Origin of the sequence: Pseudomonas sp. WPR_5_2 (assembly GCF_003634475.1) — a bacterium.
In the GTDB taxonomy this organism is placed as follows: domain Bacteria; phylum Pseudomonadota; class Gammaproteobacteria; order Pseudomonadales; family Pseudomonadaceae; genus Aquipseudomonas; species Aquipseudomonas izuensis.
Map to the genome: position 1 here is coordinate 729,628 of NZ_RBLA01000001.1, position 19,037 is coordinate 748,664.

The following is a 19,037-nucleotide window of genomic DNA, read 5'->3' on the forward strand; positions in this document are numbered from 1 at the left end:
GTTTTTGTGGTGACTGGTCTGGCCTCATCGCGGGCAAGCCTTGCTCCCACAGGGATCGGCGTAACCTGTGGGAGCAAGGCTTGCCCGCGATGAGGTCAACTCGGTCTACAGCGATAAACGCACAGCCAAAGCCGCCAACGTCACCAACAACACCGGCACCGTCAACACAATCCCGACTTTGAAGTAATACCCCCAGCCGATCCGGATACTTTTGCGCTCCAGCACATGCAGCCACAGCAGCGTCGCCAGGCTGCCAATCGGGGTGATTTTCGGCCCCAGGTCGCTGCCGATGACGTTGGCGTAGATCATGGCTTCCTTCACGACACCCGTCGCCTGACTGGCATCGATGGACAACAAACCGATCAGCACCGTCGGCAGATTGTTCATGATCGACGACAACAGCGCTGTCAGCACCCCGGTGCCCATCGCCGCGCCCCACACTCCATACCCGGCGAAACCGTCGAGCCATCCCGCCAGATACCCGGTGAGCCCGGCGTTACGCAGGCCGTAGACCACAAGGTACATGCCCAGCGAGAAGATCACGATCTGCCAAGGGGCTTCTTTCATCACTTTGCGCGTGGAAATCCTGTGGCCGCGAGCAGCGACGGCCAACAACAGGGCGGCACACACCGCCGAGATTGCACTGATTGGAATACCCAGCGGCTCCAGCGCGAAACAACCGAGCAACAGAATCACCAACACCGCCCAACCGGCGTAAAACGTGGCTTTGTCGTGGATGGCGGACGCCGGATGCTCCAGTTGCTCGGGGTCATAGTCGGCGGGAATGTCGCGACGGAAAAACCACATCAGCATCGCCAGGGTCGCGGCAACGCTCACCAGGTTGACCGGGACCATCACCGCCGCATAGCGGTTGAAACCGATGCCGAAGAAGTCCGCGGAAACAATATTCACCAGGTTCGACACCACCAGCGGCAGGCTCGCGGTGTCGGCGATGAAACCGGCCCCCATGACGAACGCCAGGGTCGCCGCCGGGGAGAAACGCAACGCCAGGAGCATCGAGATCACGATGGGCGTGAGAATCAGCGCCGCCCCGTCGTTGGCGAACAACGCCGAAACCAGTGCCCCGAGCAGCACCATGTAAGCGAACAGCTTGCGCCCGCTGCCCCGGCCCCAACGGGCCACATGCAACGCTGCCCAGGCAAACAGCCCGGCCTCGTCCAGCAACAGGCTGATGATAATCAGCGCGACGAAGGTGCCGGTGGCATTCCAGATGATCTGCCACACCAGCGGAATGTCAGCCAGGTGCACCACACCGCAAATCAACGCCAGCACCGCGCCGAATACCGCACTCCAACCAACGCCGAGGCCTTTGGGCTGCCAGATCACCAGCGTGATGGTCAACAGGAAAATCAGTGAAGCTACAAGCATCCAGGGCGGCCTTCAGGCAATTGAATCGAATTAATGGCTGGCCGCCCCTTGGCCTCGGCATCGACCGGTCATAACCGAATCACATGCCCCTCCAATGGCGCGATCTGGCCGTGAAACAGACGGGAAATAACGGCTTGCGCCGCTTCAAAGCCCCGGCTTTCTATCACTTCGAGCAAGGGTTTTTCAACCGCCGCCACCTTCCGGAAAAAATCCAGCAAACCTTCGCCGATGTGTTGGCTGACCCCTTCCGGTCCCCAATCGGCATTGCGTTTGCGAATCTGGATCGGCGCGAAAAAAAACACCGGCTCCGGCCCCTCGATCGCCGTCAGCCGGGCTTCATGGGTACTTTGTGCAGATCCTGCGAAACAGCTGTAGATCAACTGCCCGGCAAAATGCTGGTGCACCCGATCACGCAGATCCAGGTCGCCGGAAAAATCCACGTAGAGTGTCGGACGGTCGTTGGCCAAATTGGCCAGCTCATCGTAGGACACCGTGCGTTCGTAACAATCCAGGTTTTCGACAAAGGCTTTGTTGCCGGCCGAGGTCAGGGCCACCCTTTCCAGAGCGGGATGATTGTCCAGGCAAACAGCGGTGCCATAGGCGGTTTTGCTCGAAGCGCTGGAGAACACCAGGCGCGTCGCACCGAAGAACTGCTTGTCCTGCAGGAAATCGGCGAGCATCGATGAGGTCAGGAACAATGGCTTGAGCAAAATCTGCAGGTTTTCGGTGTCGGGGCTGTAGTAGGTGTCCCAACTGCAACGGGTGTACTGGTTGTAGGCCGACGTCAGGCCGATTCGATGCTCGGCACCGTCATAGAAGCCCCGTTCGGTGACGCGTTCGGGGCGCATCCACAGATGGCTGGCAATCGGAAAATACCCGTAGAAACGCTCGCCGACCTTGATGCCCGGCACATCCGAGGCCACCACATCGGCAAACCCCCAGGCAGGAATGTGGCCCCAATCCGCCAGCCCGGTAGGAAAGAATCCCCAATAGTTCATCGAATTGCCATAAGCGGCGTAGGTAATGTTATTGGTCGTCAGGGCGCAACGATCAATCTTCACGATCACCTCTCCAGCCGCCGGAACCAGGCTGCGCTGTTGCTGCTCCACGCGACTTTGGTCAAGGGCGTTTTTACGGGTAATCAGCCGTGTTACCGTGCTCGAACTTTGCATTTTTCAGTCTCCTGCTGCGACAGTGTGGCGGGTAGCAACAGAGTAGCGACAGCCGATGAAGAGCGGGTTCGGAAACAGCAAGGGCCAACCTCCCACCCTCAATCCCCGGGCAAAACCGTTGAAACGGCCGAGTCAGGCCCGGGCGATTTTCACCGTCGAAGCGATTTACCAGGCGCTTGTTCGGATTTGGCAACGAGACGGCTGGCCGGGACTGACCACGCGGGAGGTGGCACTGGAAGCAGGCGTTGCAATCGGCACGCTGTACGACTACTTCCCGAGCAAGGAAGCCTTGCTTTCCGGTTACATCCGACATCGTCTGGATTCTTTGTTACAGGACATCGATAAGGGTGTCGTACAAGCCAACGATCTGGATTGGCCGACCCGTATCAAACGTCTCGTGCGCCTGACCTGCGCCCCCGACGATGCCCGCCAGCCGCTGTTCAACCACGCGGTTTCGCTCATCGAACACCTGATCGCCGAGCCCAAGCATCATCGAAGAGTATTCAGCGAGCTGACGCAGAAATGGCGCGAAGCCTTTGCCGCTTGTAGCGACCTGCCTGTGCAACCGTCCCCCGCCACCATCGATGCCTGGGTGATCATGGCGTGGGGTGGCCGACGTTATTGCGTGACTGCACAGCCGGAGGCGGCGCAAACCACCGCCTGGCTGGCAGAAATGGAAACGATGATCTGTAGCCGCCTTCTGAACCCATAACCCTGTAGGAGCGAAGCTTGCTCGCGAAGGCGTCGTGTCGGTCAATGTTGATTTGCCTGACACTCCGTCTTCGCGAGCAATCGAGCGTCGACCGGCTGCTCCTACAGGGGTTTGTCACACTTTCTTGTGCTGCTCTACCCATTTCCCGTAGGAATCGATGAATTTTTGCAGAAACGGCCTGACCGACTCAGACGGATTGCCCGCCTCGTCAAACGCCGAACCGGCGCCGCCCAGGTAAGATTCCGGTTGCTGCATCATCGGTACATCAAGAAACACCATGGACTGGCGCAAATGATGGTTCGCACCAAACCCGCCTATCGCACCCGGCGAAGCACTGAATACCGCCCCCGGCTTACCGCTCCAGACACTTTTGCCGTACGGACGCGAGCCCACGTCGATGGCGTTCTTCATCGGGGCCGGCACCGAGCGGTTGTATTCCGGGGTGACGAACAGCACCGCGTCGGATGAGCTCACTTGTTGTCGGAAAGTCCTGTAGGCTGCCGGCGGTGAATCAGCATCAATGTCTTCGTTGTAGAGCGGCAGATCGCCGATTTCGACAATGTTCAGCTTGAGGTTGGCCGGCGCCAGTTCCGCCAGCGCAAGCGCAACCTTGCGGTTGATCGAGGCTTTGCGCAGGCTGCCGACCACTACGGCGACGTTATAGACATTGCTCATGGAAGATTCTCGATAGTCCGTGGGAGGAGCCTGTAGTTATAGATGATCAGGCGACGGATCAACCAGTGAACACAGGTATATCCGCGTCCTGATTATTTTTTTTACGTAGGAAAACTTACCGTGCTCGGTGGCGGTCTACAAAGCCGCAAATCAAGCGTTTTATCTCCAGAGGTTCTAAGCAGATGGCAGCAGTACTCGTCGGTCAGTTCCATGCAAGAGACGCGGAAGGCCGCATTTATTCCGTACATGAGTTCCAGGATTCCACCCCGTCGGCTGACGGCACGTGTGTCACCACGTACAAACTGGCGATTGGCGACCGCGTGAACAAGCTCGACGACAATGAATTTCAGTTGGTGCAAACCGGCGTAATGCTGACCCGCGAACCGGAATCGATCGTCGCTTCATAACCCGGCGTTATGAGCAGAAGTCATATGCGCGGACTTGGGTTAGGATTCAGTCACTGACTCCTTCACCTGCTGAACATGGACTTCACGCATGCGTTTACGCCATATCGAAGTGATCCAGGCGCTCCTGCAGACCGGTCACCTGGGCACCGCCGCCGAATGGCTGCAGTTGCCGGTGACCGAAGTCGAACGCATTTTGCGCGAAGCCGAGGATCAGTTGGGTTTCATGCTGTTCTCCAGCGTGCGCGGGCGCTTGCAGGCCACCCGCGAAGCGCGGGAGTTGCAGGTGGAAATTGCCCATGTCTACGACGCGCTCGAACCGGTGCAGCGCCTGGCCAACAGTCTTCGACAATACCAGGCTGCGCCACTGCGCATCATTTGCACACCGCCTCTGGCCCAGCAACTGTTGCCGCAAAGCATTGCGGCCCTGCGCCGGCGTTTGCCCGACGTCCCCTGCACCCTCCTGAGCCATCCCACCCGTGACATCGTCAGAAGCCTGTTGCTGCGCGAAAGCGACCTGGGTCTGAGCCTGCATGATCCGGATCGCGCCGAGATTCATTGCCAGGTGATCGCCCAAGGCAAGCTGCAACTGCTGGCCCCCCATGGCTGGTTGCAACCGAAACAGAAGTACATTTCGCTACAGGATCTGGCCGGCCAGGCGATGGTCGGCCTTGACGGTCATGATCCACTGAGCCCGGCCCTGGAGCACAAACTGCACGCCCTGCGCCCGGTGCCGGTGATTCAGACCCGGGTCCAGACGCATCAGATGATGCGCAGCATGGTCGAAGCCGGGGAAGGCCTGGCCATCGTCGATCCCTTCACGGCCCTCGGCGCCAAATCCGCCGGACTCGACGCCTGCCCACTGGCACCCGCGGTACCGGTCAGCGTCTACGCCCTGACCCTGAAGAACGGCGAGCCCTCGCCCGCCGTCCAGACCCTGTTGGGTATCGTCACGGAACAAGCCGTGGCGATGCTGGGGAGCTGATCGGATTTTCCAGCGGGTTGTCGAACACGCGATACCAGAACAACGCCACCTCGGCAGTATTGGGGTCGATGCCCCGGTAACGCAGGTGATCGATACCACCAATCACGTAGCCGCAACGCTCATACAAGCGGCACGCGCCGAGGTTATTGTTCTGGGTTTCCAGCATGATGCCCGGCAGCTTCTTCTTGCGACTCCAGAAATTCGCCACATCCAGCAACGCCTTGGCCACGCCGTGGCGGCGCGCCGGGGCATGCACCGCCAGCTCATCGATATGGGCGAAACCGTTCCAGTTGGTGCTGATCACCAGGTGCCCCACCGGCTCGTCATCCAGGAAGGCCATGAATATTGCGCTGTCGGCGGCGTCGCGGAAACTGCTGAACTCTTCAGGATCGATGCCATAGCATTTACGGTACGGCGTGATGGGCGTCAACCGCCACTGTTCCACCGGCCGGCCTATTTCGGGCACACCGTAGGCAGCCACTTCAAAACTGAAATCACTGCCCCAGATGTAGGCGGCAAAGCCTTCATCGGCGACGCGCACCGACAACCCCGGGTGATTTGGATTAATGACAGGTTGCATACTCGGATAGGTCCTCATTCCTTGATGCAATCGACGGTGTAGTGCCGTCCATTGCCCTCATCTTCGTGTTGCAAGCCGTGCACATCGGCGACGAACCCCGGAAAACTGCTGTCGAACGTGCGAGCAAACACCAGGTAGTCGATGATCGACCGGGTCGCCTCGGTAAAGCGTTCGCCGGGCATGATCAGCGGAATCCCCGGCGGGTACGGCACCAGCATCACGGCAGCGATACGCCCATCCAGGGCGTCGATCGACACCGCCTCGACTTCGCCACGCACCAATTGATCATAGGCGTCTGCCGGTTTCATGGCGATCTCCGGCAGCACGGTGTACATGCGCTTGAGATGTTTGGCCGTGGCGTTGCTGCGATAACAAGCGTGCAACTGATCGCACAGATCACGCAGGCCCATGCCCTGATAGCGTGCTTGGTTCTCCTGCGCCACGCAGGGGAGGCACGTCGACAGGCTGACGTTCGCATCGTAACTGCGCTTGAACTCCAGCAGTTCGGTGAGCAGCGTGCTCCATTTGCCCTTGGTGATGCCCATGGAGAACAGCACCAGGAACGAATACAAGCCCGTTTTTTCCACCACCAGGCCACGCTCCCAGAGGAACTTGCTGACAACCGCCGCGGGAATTCCGCGCTCGCTGAGGGCGCCGCCTGCGGTCAGGCCCGGCATCACCAGGGTGACCTTGATCGGATCGAGCAGTACGTAATCGTCGGCCACGTCGTCAAAGCCGTGCCAGTCATTTTCCGGTTGCAACAGCCAGTCTTCGGTCACAACCCGGTCGATACCTTCCACCGATGGCGGCTGCCAGATGGAAAACCACCAGTCATCGGCTGCGATGTGCTGGCGCAGATTGGCCAGCGCCCGACGAAAACTCAGGGCTTCGTCGAACATTTCCTGTAACAGCGAACGCCCGGCCCCGCCTTCCATCATCGCCGAAGCGACGTCCAGCGAGGCGATGATGCCGTACTGCGGCGACGTGGAGATGTGCATCATGAACGCTTCGTTGAAGCGATCACGGTCCAGCTGCCGCGCGCCACCGTCCTGCACGTGAATCATCGATGCCTGACTGAAGGCGGCCAGCAGCTTGTGGGTGGAATGGGTGGTAAACACCAGCGGACTGTCGTCACTGCGGGAGGTGCCCATGCCGTAGCGCCCGGCGAAAAACTCATGGAACGCCGCGTAGGCGTACCAGGCCTCATCGAAGTGCAGCACCTCGACGCTGGTGCCCAGTTGCTGCTTGATCAGTTCAGCGTTGTAGCAGAGGCCGTCATACGTCGAATTGGTGACCACCGCCAGTTTGACCTTGGGCGCGCGGCCCCTGGTCAGCGGGCTGGCGTCGATCTTGGCCCGAATCGATTCCGGGCTGAACTCGCTCAGCGGAATCGGGCCGATGATTCCCAGCTCATTGCGCTCAGGGCACAGATACAGCGGGATGGCGCCGGTCATGATGATCGAGTGCAGCACCGACTTGTGGCAGTTGCGGTCCACCAGCACCAGGTCATCGCGAGCGACCATGGAGTGCCAGACAATCTTGTTGGCGGTCGAGGTGCCATTGATCACGAAAAAGGTGTGATCGGCGCCGAAGTTGCGCGCTGCGCGAGCCTCGGCCTCGGCCAGCGGTCCGGTATGATCCAGCAGCGAACCGAGTTCCGGCACCGAGACCGACAAATCCGAACGCAGGGTGTTTTCACCGAAGAACTGGTGAAACGCCTGCCCCACAGGACTTTTGTGATACGCCACGCCCCCGCCATGACCGGGGGTGTGCCACGAATAGTTGGAATCGGCGGTGTGTTGTACCAGCGCCTTGAAGAACGGCGGCAGCAACCCGTCCAGGTACTTGCGCGCAGCCCGCGCCACCTGCCTTGCGAGAAAGGGTACGGTGTCTTCGAACAGGTAGAGAATCCCGCGCAACTGATTGAGCTCGGCCATGGCGTCGGCGGGCGCGTTTTCCAGGGTCACTTGTTCGCCCAGGGCGAAGATCGGCAAATCAGGTGCACGCACTCGCGCCAACCCGATCAGCTCGGCCATATTCTGTAATAAATGGGAATGGGCGCTGGCGTCTTCCGCCGCGATCAACATGCACGAAAGACCGTGATGTGTTGAAGCGACCAGGCGCCCTTCGGTGTAGTTCACCGCGCAGACGATGCTGAAACCTTCCTGCTCCAGCTCCTGGGCGATACCCCGCACCCGATCACCGGCGACGGTATCGGCCTTGATGTCGCGATGGACGATCAGGACCGGGAATTTCAGATCTTTATACATGTGGCTCAGTGTCCCGAGGCGGCAGACCAGAGCCTGCCAATCACCTCAGGGTAGAGGGTTGAAGCGGATGTGGCGAGCGCAACGCCCCAAAGCGGGTCAGTTGTCGCACCCATTTGTGGCCACTGACCGCTCTCTGTAGGAGCAAGGCTTGCCCGCGATGGCGATTTCACAGACGCCATCGCGAGCAAGCCATGCTCCCACAAATGCGTGGTACATCAGGCCTGCGCTTCAGCCTCGGCCAATTGCAACCACAGCGCCGGCCCACCCGCGGATTTGCTGATGATTTCCAGGCGCGCCGCGTGCCGGGCCAGATCGTCTTCACTGGCGCGAATGATGCGGGTTGGCGTGCGGTCGGCCGGCAGCCGACGAATTTCAGTGGCCGAATTGTCCGCGCCTTCACCGGAACCATTGCCATCGGACGCATTGCCGGCCAGGGACAGGCTGGTCTGGCCGCCGGTCATGGTCAGGTAAACGTCGGCGAGGATCTCCGAGTCGAGCAAGGCGCCGTGCAGTTCACGGCCTGAGTTGTCGACGCCATAGCGCTTGCACAGGGCGTCGAGGCTGTTGCGCTGCCCCGGGTGACGCTCCCGGGCCATCATCAGGGTGTCGAGAATCGAACAGTGTTGCGTGATGTCCGCACGATCGTGCTGGCCCATCAGGGCGAATTCGTTGTTGATGAAGCCAACGTCGAACGCCGCGTTGTGGATGATCAGCTGCGCGCCCTTGATGAACTCGAAGAACTCTTCGGCCACCTCGGCGAAACGCGGCTTGCCCACCAGGAATTCGTTGGTGATACCGTGGACGCCGATGGCGCCTTCGTCACTTTCGCGGTCCGGTTGCAGGTAAACGTGAAAATGCCGGCCCGTCAGGCGCCGACCGATCAACTCGACACAACCGATTTCGATAATCCGGTGGCCGTCGGTCACCGGCATGCCGGTGGTTTCGGTATCGAGTACAACGGATCTGGTGGCCATCAGTGCTCAGCTCTCAACGGGTCATTCTTGCAAAAGCGGCGATGTTAACACGCTCGCCAGGTCTTTCAGATAGACCGTGTTGCGCCCATTCGCGAGCAGGCTCGCTCCCACAGGGGAACGCATTTCAAATGTGGGAGCGAGCCTGCTCGCGAAGGCGGCGACGCGGTCGTTCAGCGCTCAGGTCAGGCCTGCTTGAACCCGCGCACTTCATCCACGCCGCGGTTGGCCAGTTGGTCGGCCCGTTCGTTGCCGTGGTGGCCGATGTGCCCGCGTACCCATTTCCAGGTGACGTTGTGACGGTTGACCTGTTCGTCGAGCATCTTCCACAGGTCGGCGTTTTTCACCGGTTCTTTCGCCGCGGTTTTCCAGCCACGTTTTTTCCAGTTGGCCATCCACTCGTTGATGCCTTTCATCACGTACTGGGAGTCGGTCACCAGCAGCACGTCGCAGGGGCGCTTGAGCTCTTCCAGGCCACGTATAGCGCCCATCAGCTCCATGCGGTTGTTGGTGGTGTTGGCTTCGCCGCCCCAGAGTTCCTTTTCAACGCCCTTGCACACCAGCAACGCGCCCCAGCCTCCTGGGCCAGGATTGCCTTTGCAGGCGCCATCGGTGAACAGTTCTACGCTATCGTTCATGCCAATCTATCCAGAAAATGCGGTGGCTCGCCGATCGTTGATCGACGACGCCCGAGACCGGGAAAAAATCCCGGCCGGAAATATTAAAGTGGGTATTACGGTTCGATGCGGCGACGGTTGACCTTGGCCATCGGCAAGGGAATCAATTTGCCCATTGGTTCGCGGCGTTCCTGACGGACCGGCCGCAAGCCCACCACGATCTTGCGCGCGACCAATAAATAGAAGCCGCCACCGGACAATTGCCAGTCACCGGCCTTGCGCTCCCAACCGGCCAGACGAGTCTGCCAGGCGGGTGAAGCAAGCGGCGGACGATAGCACCCGAAGCGGCGTTTCTCCAGCGCGAAACCCAGCAGATTCAGCCAGTCGGCCACCCGCGATGGAGAAATGCAGCGGGCCTTGCGCAACGCATCCTGAGCAAACACATGACGCAACCCCCAACTGCTCCAGGGGTTGATCCCGATGATCACCAGATGCCCGCCGGGCCGCACACTGCTCGCGGCTTCGCGCAGCAAGCCGTGGGGCGACAGGCAGAAATCCAGGCCGTGCTGCAACACCACCACATCGGCGGCATGCTCGCTCAGCGGCCAGGCCTGTTCCTCGCAGACGATCTCGACCCCCGGCAGCGGTGCCCCCAGGCGCACATTGCGCTGCACCTGCGGCGCCGAGGGCGGGGTCTGGGCCGAAGGACCGTAATGCACCAGATAGCCGCCGAAAAAGCGCCCCAGCTCTTCTTCGAGCATGCGCCGTTCTTCATCCAGCAAGAATTGCCCGAGAGGTCCGGACAACCACTCACGGGCCGCGCTGATCAATGCCAGCCAGTCAGGATCGGCCTGAGCGAACGCTTTATCGGTCATTGCATTCTCCAACGCGCCAGGAAGTTCTAAGATGCGCCATTGTTTTCCGCTTGGCGAATCCGACGATGATACAGATCAGTGCCCTGCCCGCCTTTACCGACAACTACATCTGGTTGTTACAAGACCCCAGCACCCGGCGCTGCGCGGTGGTCGACCCGGGTGATGCCGCGCCCGTACAGGCCTGGCTCACGGCAAATCCGGGCTGGGTTCTGAGCGATATTCTGATCACTCACCATCACCATGACCACGTCGGCGGCGTCGAACAGTTGAAGAAAGCGACGGACGCGAACGTCTACGGTCCTGCCAGCGAGAGCATCCCGGGGCGAGACATCGCGCTCAAGGATAACGATCGCATCCATGTGCTGGGCCATGACTTCGAAATCATCGCCGTGCCCGGTCATACCCTGGGACATATTGCCTATTATCGCCCCGGCCTGCTGTTCTGTGGCGATACCCTGTTCGCGGCCGGTTGCGGGCGCCTGTTCGAAGGCACGCCCCAACAAATGTACAGCTCGCTGTCGCGCCTCGCGGCGCTTCCCGAAGATACCCAGGTGTACTGCACCCATGAGTACACCCTGAGCAACCTGCGCTTCGCCGCCGCCGTGGAACCGGGCAACCCGGACACCCTCGAACGCCTGGCCACCGTCACCCGGCAACGGGAAGCCGGAATCATCACGCTGCCGTCCACGGTGGGCCTGGAAAAACGCACAAATCCGTTTTTGCGTGCGACTGAAACATCCGTTAAAGAAAAAGCGGACGAACGGACCGGCACCGATAACTCTGCGCCCGATATGGTTTTTGCGACGCTGAGGGCGTGGAAAGACAAGTTCTAAACAGCTTGCACGATGGTACGAAAACCATGAATGGTTGACCGTTAGGGGTGCGCTTTCTAGAATCGCCCGACATTTTTGCCCGGAACTTACTTCCAGCCAATGTCGTCCTCTATTCGTAAAGCCATCAATTCGGATGCTTTGACCCGCCTGGCGCAAGCCATAGCGGTGGCTGTGTCCGCGACATTGGCGGGCTGTTCCAGCCATGCGCCGCAGACCGATGCGGCGCACACTCCGAATATTGCCGCGCGCGCCAAGCAGAAGCCGGTCTGGCTCAGCGAAAAGCCGAGCCCGCAGATTCCGCAGGATGTCTGGGAGCGCATGCGCCAGGGCTTCCAGCTGCAGGACGGTCTGGGTGTCAACCCGCGCATCGAGCAACAGCGCCTGTGGTTCGCCAGCAATCCGTCCTTCCTCGAAAACGCCGGCGAACGCGGCAGCCTCTACATTCATTACATCGTCGAACGCCTTGAAGAACGTAATATGCCGCTGGAGCTGGCGCTGCTGCCGGTGATTGAAAGCGCCTACAACCCGATGGCCTATTCCCGGGCCGATGCGGTTGGCTTGTGGCAGTTCATCCCGTCCACCGGGCGTTACTTCAACCTGCGTCAGACCCGTTTCTATGATGGCCGTCGCGACATCACCGCTTCGACCACTGCCGCAATGGACTACCTGACCCGCCTGCACGACATGTTCAACGGCGACTGGCTGTTGGCCCTGGCGGCTTACAACGCCGGTGAAGGTACGGTCAGCCGGGCCATTGAGCGTAATGAAAGGCTGGGCTTGCCGACCGATTACTGGAACCTGCCCCTGCCAGCCGAAACCCAGGCCTATGTGCCGAAGTTGCTGGCGCTCTCGCAAGTGGTACTGGCGCCGGAAGCCTATGGCGTCAACCTCAACCCGATCGCCAACGAACCGTATTTCAAGGTCGTCGAAATCAACCAGCGCATGGACCTGTCCAAGGTGGCTGCGGTGGCCAACATCGACGAGGATGAACTGTTCCAGCTCAACCCGGCCTTCAAGCAGCGCACCACCATCGACGGTCCCCAGCATTTATTGGTGCCAACGTCCAAGGCGCAGCTGCTGACCACCAGCCTGCAAACCATGCGTCCGGAAGAGCTGATCAGCAAGAAGTCGCTCAAGCCGGTCTTCGACGGCGCCGACGACACCCGGGTGGCGAGTGTCAAACGCAATTATCGGGTCAAGCGCGGCGACAGCCTGGGGTCCATCGCCAAGGCCAACAACGTCGACGTCAAGGACTTGCAACGCTGGAACAAGCTGAGTGGCAAGAACCTCAAGCCAGGCCAGACCCTGGTCATGCAGGACACCAGCAAACATAGCGCAGGGCGCATCAATACCGTGGTCGCGGCCAACGCCAAAACCAAGGGCGAGTCGAAAAAGCCGCAATCCCAATACAAGGTTCAGCAAGGTGACTCGTTGTACATCGTAGCCAAGCGTTTCAACGTTGAAATGCAGCACCTCAAGCGCTGGAACCCGCGGGTTGGCCAGGCGCTGAAACCTGGGCAGATGCTGACGGTATCGAATCCGCACTAAAAAGAGCCCCTGATTTTCAGGGGCTTTTTTTATCCGGGAGACTTGCCTGCTCCTTGTAGGAGCTGGCTTGCCAGCGAAGCACTCACGAGCGACGCGGTTAACCCATCAACACGCGTATTCGTTAACGACCATCGCTGGCATGCCAGCTCCTACAAATTCCCCGTCTTTTTCCTGTCCATACAAGCTGTTACTGTACGGACCACAAAGCCCAAGCCGCCCGGATCGGATTCATTACTTGAAGCGTGCCCTCCTCTCGCTCCTGATCAGCCTGGCCTTGAGCTCCACCGCAAGTGCGACGATCAGCGAAAGCCATGGTTATGCGCAGTTCGGCACGCTCAAGTACCCGGCCAGATTTACCCACTTCGACTGGGTCAACCCGCAAGCGCCCAAGGGCGGTACGTTGCGGGTGATGGCGTTTGGCACGTTCGATACGCTCAATCCCTACACCTTCAAGGGCACCAGCCCGGTTACCACGCCGAACTTCCTGCAATACGGTATCAACGAGCTCAATGAGCCGCTGATGGTCGGCACCGGTCAGTACGCGCCGTCCGGGGATGAGCCGACCTCCAGTTATGGCTTGATCGCCCAATCGGTGGAATACAGCGAGGACCGTAGCTGGGTGGTGTTCAACCTGCGTCCCGAAGCACGCTTCCACGATGGCACCCCGATCACCGCCTACGACGTGGCGTTCTCCTATCGCTTGCTGCTCAAGGAAGGCCATCCGCAGTACCGCACCAACTTGCAGGAGGTGCTGCGGGTCGACATCCTCAATCCGCAGCGCATACGTTTCGTGTTCAAGCGTGCAGGCAATCCATTGCTGATCCTGCGCCTGGGCGAGTTGCCGGTGCTGCCGCAGCATTACTGGAAAGGTCGTGATTTCAAGGCGACCACCTTCGAGCCGCCGCTGGGCAGCGGGCCGTACCGCATTACTTCGGTCACGCCAGGGCGGCAGATCGTGTTCGAACGGGTCAAGGATTACTGGGGCAAAGACCTGCCGGTCAATCGCGGCAAGTACAATTTCGACCGCATGGAAGTCGAGTTCTACCGCGACAGCGATGTGGCGTTCGAAGCCTTCAAGGCCGGCGAGTTCGACATCTATATCGAGCATCAGGCGAAGAACTGGGACAACGGCTACAACTTCCCGGCGATACGCCGTGGCGACGTGATCAAGGCGCAGATCCAGCATCAAATCCCGACCCAGACCCAGGGGCTGTTCATGAACAGCCGACGCGCCACGTTTTCCGACACCAAAGTCCGTGAAGCGCTGGGATTGATGTTCGACTTCGAGTGGACCAACCGAACGCTGTTCAGCGGGGCCTACAAGCGCGCGCTGAGTTACTACCCCAACAGTGAATTCTCGGCCACCGGTTTGCCGGTCGGTCATGAATGGCTGTTGCTCAAGCCCTGGCACGAGCAGTTGCCCGCCAGATTATTCACGCAGCCGTTCAGCCTGCCACAAACCCAGGGCCGCGGCATTCCCCGGGACACCCTGCGCAAGGCCCTGGGCCTGCTGGCCGAAGCCGGCTGGAAACTCAACGGCCAGCGCCTGCAGAACGGCGCCGGGCAACCGTTGCGCGTGGAAATCCTGCTGGTCAACCCGAACCTGGAACGCATCCTCCAGCCCTACGTCGAGAACCTCGCCAGCATCGGCATCGACGCACGACTGCGCACAGTGGATCGCGCCCAGTACAAACAGCGCCTCGACCAGTTCGATTTCGACATGATCTTGATGACGCTGAATCAAACCCTCAGCCCCGGCCTGGAACAGTGGCAGTATTTCCACTCCAGCCAGGCTGCGGTCAAAGGCAGCAAGAACTACGCCGGTATCGCCAGTCCGGTAGTCGATCAACTGCTCGACCAATTGCTGGCGGCCAAGACCCGCGATGACCAAGTCGCCGCCGGCAAGGCCCTCGACCGGGTGCTGTTATGGCAGCATTACATCATTCCCAACTGGTACCTCAATTATCACCGCCTGGCCTACCGTAACCGGTTCGCCTTCGTCACCACGCCGCCCTACACCCTGGGCCTGAGTGCATGGTGGTTGAAATCTTCGGAGAAAGATCGATGAAACCCGCAAGCGCCCTGCTCCTGCAGGTCAGCGCCCTGTTATTTGCCGGGCTGGCCTGTGCCGCCCCGCAACATGCCCTGACCCTGTACAACGAGCCGCCGAAGTACCCGGCCGACTTCAAGCACTTCGATTACGTCAACCCGGACGCGCCCAAGGGCGGCACCTTCCGCCAGGCCGGTTTCGGTGGCTTCGACAGCCTCAACCCGTTCATCAGCAAGGGCGTATCGGCCAATGATATCGAGCTGATCTACGACACCCTGGCCAGACAGAGCCTGGATGAGCCCTTCACCGAATATGGCCTGATCGCCGGCAAGATCGAAAAATCCCCGAACAATGATTGGGTACGCTTCTACCTGCGGCCCGAAGCCCGCTTCCATGACGGCCACCCGGTGCGGGCCGAAGACGTGGTGTTCAGCTTCCAGACCCTGATCAAGGATGGCGCGCCGATGTACCGCGGCTACTACAACGATGTCGAAGACGTCGTCGCCGAAGACCCGCTCACGGTGCTGTTCAAGTTCAAGCACAGCAACAATCGCGAACTGCCGCTGATCCTTGGCCAGTTGCCGGTGTTGCCCAAACACTGGTGGGCCACCCGGGATTTCAATAAAGGCAATCTGGAAGTTCCGCTGGGCAGCGGTCCGTACAAGGTCACGCAGGTGAAGGCCGGGCGCTCGGTGCGCTATGAGCGGGTCAAGGACTACTGGGGCAAGGACTTGCCGGTCAACCGTGGTTTCTACAATTTCGATGTGATGACTACCGACTACTACCGCGACAACACCGTGGCACTGGAAGGCCTCAAGGCCGGGCAGTTCGATTACTGGCTGGAGATGACGGCGAAGAACTGGGCCAACGCCTACAACATCCCGGCGGTGACCGAAGGGCGCTTGATCAAGGAACAGATTCCCAACGGCAACCCCACCGGCATGCAAGGCTTCGTGTTCAACCTGCGCCGCCCGGTGTTCCAGGACGTGCGCGTGCGCCAGGCCCTGACCCTGCTGCTGGACTTCGAATGGACCAACAAGCAGCTGTTCAACGGCGCCTACGCGCGCACCCGCAGTTACTTCGAGAATTCGGAAATGGCCGCCACCGGGCTGCCGGACGCGGATCAACTGGCGATCCTCGACCCCTTCCGCGGCAAGATTCCCGAGCAGGTGTTCAGCGAAGCGTTCCAGAACCCGGTCACCGATGGCAGCGGCATGATCCGCACCCAGCAACGCAAGGCCTATCAATTACTGCAAGAGGCTGGCTGGCGTATCGTCGATGACAAGATGGTCGACACGACCGGCAAACCGGTGAGCATCGAATTTTTGCTGGCGCAGACCGAGTTCGAACGGGTGCTGCTACCGTTCAAGCGTAACCTGAGCGACCTGGGCATTGAGCTGGTGATCCGCCGGGTCGACGTCTCGCAGTACGTCAACCGTGTGCGCTCGCGGGACTTCGACATGGTGGTCGGCAGCTTCCCGCAGTCCAACTCGCCGGGCAACGAACAGCGTGAGTTCTGGATGACCGCGGCCGCCGACAAGCCCGGCAGCCGTAATACCATGGGTCTCAAGGACCCGGTGGTCGACCAGTTGGTCGAGCAGCTGATCAATGCCGACTCGCGCAATAGTCTGGTGGCCCACGCCCGCGCACTGGACCGGGTGCTGCAATGGGGCTACTACGTGATTCCCAACTGGCACATCAAGACCTGGCGCGTGGCCTACTGGAACCACATCGGCCACCCGAAGGTCTCCCCCAAATATGACATCGGCACGGCCACCTGGTGGGTCAAACCCGATGCCAAGCCGGCCATAGAGGTCGAAACCAAATTGCAAGCCGACCCTGCGGGCACGGAGTAATCAGATGCTGGCGTATATTTTTCGGCGACTGCTGCTGATCGTTCCGACCCTGTTCGGCATCTTGCTGATCAACTTCGTGATCATCCAGGCCGCCCCGGGCGGGCCGGTGGAACAGATGATCGCCAAGCTCGAAGGCTTCGAAGGCGCCACCAGCCGCATCGCCGGCGGCGGTGCCGAAGTGTCGGTGGCCGGTTCCGCCTATCGCGGCGCCCAGGGTCTGGACCCGGCGCTGATCAAGGAAATCGAGCACATGTACGGCTTCGACAAATCGGCGCCGGAACGCTTGTGGATCATGGTCAAGAACTACGCCACCCTGGATTTCGGCGACAGCTTCTTCCGCGATGCCAAGGTCATCGACCTGATCAAGGAAAAGATGCCGGTGTCGATCTCCCTCGGGCTGTGGAGCACCCTGATCATGTACCTGGTGTCGATCCCGCTGGGGATCGCCAAGGCCACGCGCCACGGCAGCCACTTCGACGTCTGGACCAGTTCGGCGATCATCGTCGGCTACGCGATCCCGGCGTTCCTGTTCGCCATCCTGCTGATCGTGGTGTTTGCCGGCGGCAGCTACCTGGACTGGTTTCCGCTGCGCGGGCTGACCTCGAACAACTTCGACGAGCTGAGCATGGGTGGCAAGGTACTCGATTATTTCTGGCACCTGGCGCTGCCGGTAACCGCGCTGGTGATCGGTAACTTCGCCACCATGACTTTGCTGACCAAAAACAGCTTCCTCGATGAAATCAACAAGCAGTACGTGGTCACCGCCAAGGCCAAGGGCCTGACCAATCACCGCGTACTGTACGGCCACGTGTTCCGCAACGCCATGCTGCTGGTGATCGCCGGCTTCCCGTCGGCCTTCATCGGGATCTTCTTCACCGGCTCGTTGCTGGTGGAAGTGATCTTCTCCCTCGACGGCCTGGGCCTGATGAGTTTCGAAGCCGCGATCAACCGCGATTACCCGGTGGTCTTCGGCACATTGTTCATCTTCACCCTGTTGGGTTTGGTGGTGAAACTGATCGGTGACCTCACCTACACCTTTGTCGATCCGCGCATCGACTTCGAAAGCCGGGAGCATTGAGATGAACCTGTCCCCTCTCAATCGTCGCCGCTTCGAACTGTTCAAGGCCAACAAGCGTGGCTGGTGGTCGTTGTGGCTGTTCCTGGTCCTGTTCGGCGCCAGCCTTGGCGCCGAGTTGATCGCCAACGACAAACCGCTAGTGGTGCACTACGACAACGGCTGGTATTTCCCGGCACTCAAGCGCTATCCGGAAACCACCTTCGGCGGCGAGTTCCCGCTGGAGGCCAATTACAAGAGCCCTTATATCCGCGAACTGCTCAAGGCCAAGGATGCCTGGGTGCTGTGGGCGCCGATTCCGTTCAGCTATCAGAGCATCAACTACGACCTGAAAGTCCCCGCCCCCGCGCCGCCGTCGGCGGACAATCTGCTGGGCACCGATGACCAGGGGCGCGACGTACTGGCCCGGGTGATCTACGGCTTCCGCATTTCGGTGCTGTTCGCCCTGACACTGACCCTTCTCAGCTCGATCGTCGGGGTGATCGCCGGCGCGTTGCAGGGGTTCTACGGCGGCTGGGTGGATCTTGCCGGGCAGCGGTTCCTGGAGATCTGGTCCGGTTTGCCGGTGCTGTACCTGCTGATCATCCTCGCCAGCTTCGTTCAGCCGAACTTCTGGTGGCTGCTGGGGATCATGCTGCTGTTTTCCTGGATGAGCCTGGTGGACGTGGTCCGCGCCGAGTTCCTGCGCGGCCGCAATCTGGAATACGTGCGTGCGGCCCGGGCGCTGGGCATGCAGAATGGCGCGATCATGTTCCGCCATATCCTGCCCAACGCCATGGTCTCGACCATGACTTTCATGCCGTTCATCCTGACCGGCGCCATAGGCACCCTGACCGCCCTGGACTTCCTCGGCTTCGGCTTGCCGGCGGGCAGCCCGTCGCTGGGTGAACTGGTGGCCCAGGGCAAATCCAACCTGCAGGCACCGTGGCTGGGCATGAGCGCGTTTGCTGTGCTGGCGCTGATGTTGAGCCTGCTGGTGTTCATCGGCGAGTCCGCTCGCGATGCCTTCGACCCGAGGAAGTGAA

The 19,037-nt window shown here is 60.3% G+C and carries 17 protein-coding genes; 9 read left to right on the forward strand and 8 right to left on the reverse strand.

The features are described 5' to 3' along the window. Nucleotides 1-105: 105 nt before the first annotated feature. Both BJ917_RS03165 and BJ917_RS03170 read right to left on the reverse strand, forming a co-directional pair. Nucleotides 106-1,389: an arsenic transporter gene (locus tag BJ917_RS03165; protein WP_096511037.1), complete on the reverse strand. Its 1,284-nt coding sequence runs from the start codon at nt 1,387-1,389 to the stop codon at nt 106-108. Between the two features lie 68 nt (nt 1,390-1,457). After that, the gene (locus tag BJ917_RS03170; RefSeq protein WP_121101812.1) at nt 1,458-2,561 is read right to left on the reverse strand and encodes a DUF2855 family protein; all 1,104 of its coding nucleotides are present in this window, start codon (nt 2,559-2,561) and stop codon (nt 1,458-1,460) included. Between the two features lie 55 nt (nt 2,562-2,616). Here BJ917_RS03170 and BJ917_RS03175 point away from each other — a divergent pair, with 55 nt between their 5' ends. Further along, entirely contained in the window at nt 2,617-3,273 is a 657-nt protein-coding gene (locus BJ917_RS03175; RefSeq protein WP_121101815.1) for a TetR/AcrR family transcriptional regulator, read from the forward strand. 114 nt (nt 3,274-3,387) lie between these two features. On the opposite strand, the gene BJ917_RS03180 is transcribed toward BJ917_RS03175, so the two are convergent. Next, the gene (locus BJ917_RS03180; protein WP_096511032.1) at nt 3,388-3,948 is read right to left on the reverse strand and encodes an NADPH-dependent FMN reductase; all 561 of its coding nucleotides are present in this window, start codon (nt 3,946-3,948) and stop codon (nt 3,388-3,390) included. A 182-nt stretch (nt 3,949-4,130) separates the two neighbouring features. On the opposite strand from BJ917_RS03180, the gene BJ917_RS03185 reads away from it, so the two are divergent. Continuing rightward, nucleotides 4,131-4,355, forward strand: coding sequence for a hypothetical protein (locus BJ917_RS03185; protein WP_096511030.1), 225 nt, complete (start codon nt 4,131-4,133; stop codon nt 4,353-4,355). An 88-nt stretch (nt 4,356-4,443) separates the two neighbouring features. Beyond that, nucleotides 4,444-5,337, forward strand: coding sequence for a LysR substrate-binding domain-containing protein (locus BJ917_RS03190; protein WP_121101818.1), 894 nt, complete (start codon nt 4,444-4,446; stop codon nt 5,335-5,337). On the opposite strand, the gene BJ917_RS03195 is transcribed toward BJ917_RS03190, so the two are convergent. From BJ917_RS03195 to BJ917_RS03215, 5 genes are all read right to left on the reverse strand, one after another. Then, nucleotides 5,303-5,917 (reverse strand): GNAT family N-acetyltransferase, encoded by a 615-nt coding sequence (locus tag BJ917_RS03195; RefSeq protein ID WP_096511026.1) that lies wholly within the window; start codon nt 5,915-5,917, stop codon nt 5,303-5,305. The two genes, BJ917_RS03190 and BJ917_RS03195, sit on opposite strands and share 35 nt — an antisense overlap. 14 nt (nt 5,918-5,931) lie before the next feature. After that, complete coding sequence (locus BJ917_RS03200; protein WP_121101821.1) at nt 5,932-8,187, reverse strand: Orn/Lys/Arg decarboxylase N-terminal domain-containing protein; 2,256 nt, start codon at nt 8,185-8,187, stop codon at nt 5,932-5,934. A 215-nt stretch (nt 8,188-8,402) separates the two neighbouring features. Beyond that, nucleotides 8,403-9,161: a DNA polymerase III subunit epsilon gene (gene dnaQ, locus BJ917_RS03205; protein WP_121101824.1), complete on the reverse strand. Its 759-nt coding sequence runs from the start codon at nt 9,159-9,161 to the stop codon at nt 8,403-8,405. 182 nt (nt 9,162-9,343) lie between these two features. Then, complete coding sequence (gene rnhA, locus BJ917_RS03210) at nt 9,344-9,796, reverse strand: ribonuclease HI (RefSeq protein WP_121101827.1); 453 nt, start codon at nt 9,794-9,796, stop codon at nt 9,344-9,346. Nucleotides 9,797-9,891: 95 nt separating this feature from the next. Beyond that, the gene (locus BJ917_RS03215) at nt 9,892-10,650 is read right to left on the reverse strand and encodes a class I SAM-dependent methyltransferase (protein ID WP_096511019.1); all 759 of its coding nucleotides are present in this window, start codon (nt 10,648-10,650) and stop codon (nt 9,892-9,894) included. Between the two features lie 65 nt (nt 10,651-10,715). Here BJ917_RS03215 and gloB point away from each other — a divergent pair, with 65 nt between their 5' ends. The 6 genes from gloB (at nt 10,716) to BJ917_RS03245 (ending at nt 19,036) form a co-directional block, all read left to right on the forward strand. Beyond that, nucleotides 10,716-11,483 carry a hydroxyacylglutathione hydrolase gene (gene gloB, locus BJ917_RS03220; protein ID WP_096511017.1) on the forward strand — a complete coding sequence of 256 codons (768 nt, stop codon included), beginning with the start codon at nt 10,716-10,718 and terminating at the stop codon, nt 11,481-11,483. 99 nt (nt 11,484-11,582) lie between these two features. Then, entirely contained in the window at nt 11,583-13,031 is a 1,449-nt protein-coding gene (locus BJ917_RS03225) for a LysM peptidoglycan-binding domain-containing protein (RefSeq protein WP_096511015.1), read from the forward strand. A gap of 259 nt (nt 13,032-13,290) precedes the next feature. Continuing rightward, the gene (locus tag BJ917_RS03230) at nt 13,291-15,099 is read left to right on the forward strand and encodes an extracellular solute-binding protein (protein ID WP_372237702.1); all 1,809 of its coding nucleotides are present in this window, start codon (nt 13,291-13,293) and stop codon (nt 15,097-15,099) included. Continuing rightward, nucleotides 15,096-16,937 carry an extracellular solute-binding protein gene (locus BJ917_RS03235; protein WP_096511012.1) on the forward strand — a complete coding sequence of 614 codons (1,842 nt, stop codon included), beginning with the start codon at nt 15,096-15,098 and terminating at the stop codon, nt 16,935-16,937. Before BJ917_RS03230 ends, BJ917_RS03235 begins: the two co-directional genes overlap by 4 nt. A gap of 4 nt (nt 16,938-16,941) precedes the next feature. Continuing rightward, nucleotides 16,942-18,015 carry a microcin C ABC transporter permease YejB gene (locus BJ917_RS03240; RefSeq protein WP_096511011.1) on the forward strand — a complete coding sequence of 358 codons (1,074 nt, stop codon included), beginning with the start codon at nt 16,942-16,944 and terminating at the stop codon, nt 18,013-18,015. A gap of 1 nt (nt 18,016) precedes the next feature. Next, the gene (locus BJ917_RS03245; protein ID WP_096511009.1) at nt 18,017-19,036 is read left to right on the forward strand and encodes an ABC transporter permease; all 1,020 of its coding nucleotides are present in this window, start codon (nt 18,017-18,019) and stop codon (nt 19,034-19,036) included. The last annotated feature ends 1 nt before the right edge of the window (nt 19,037 follow it).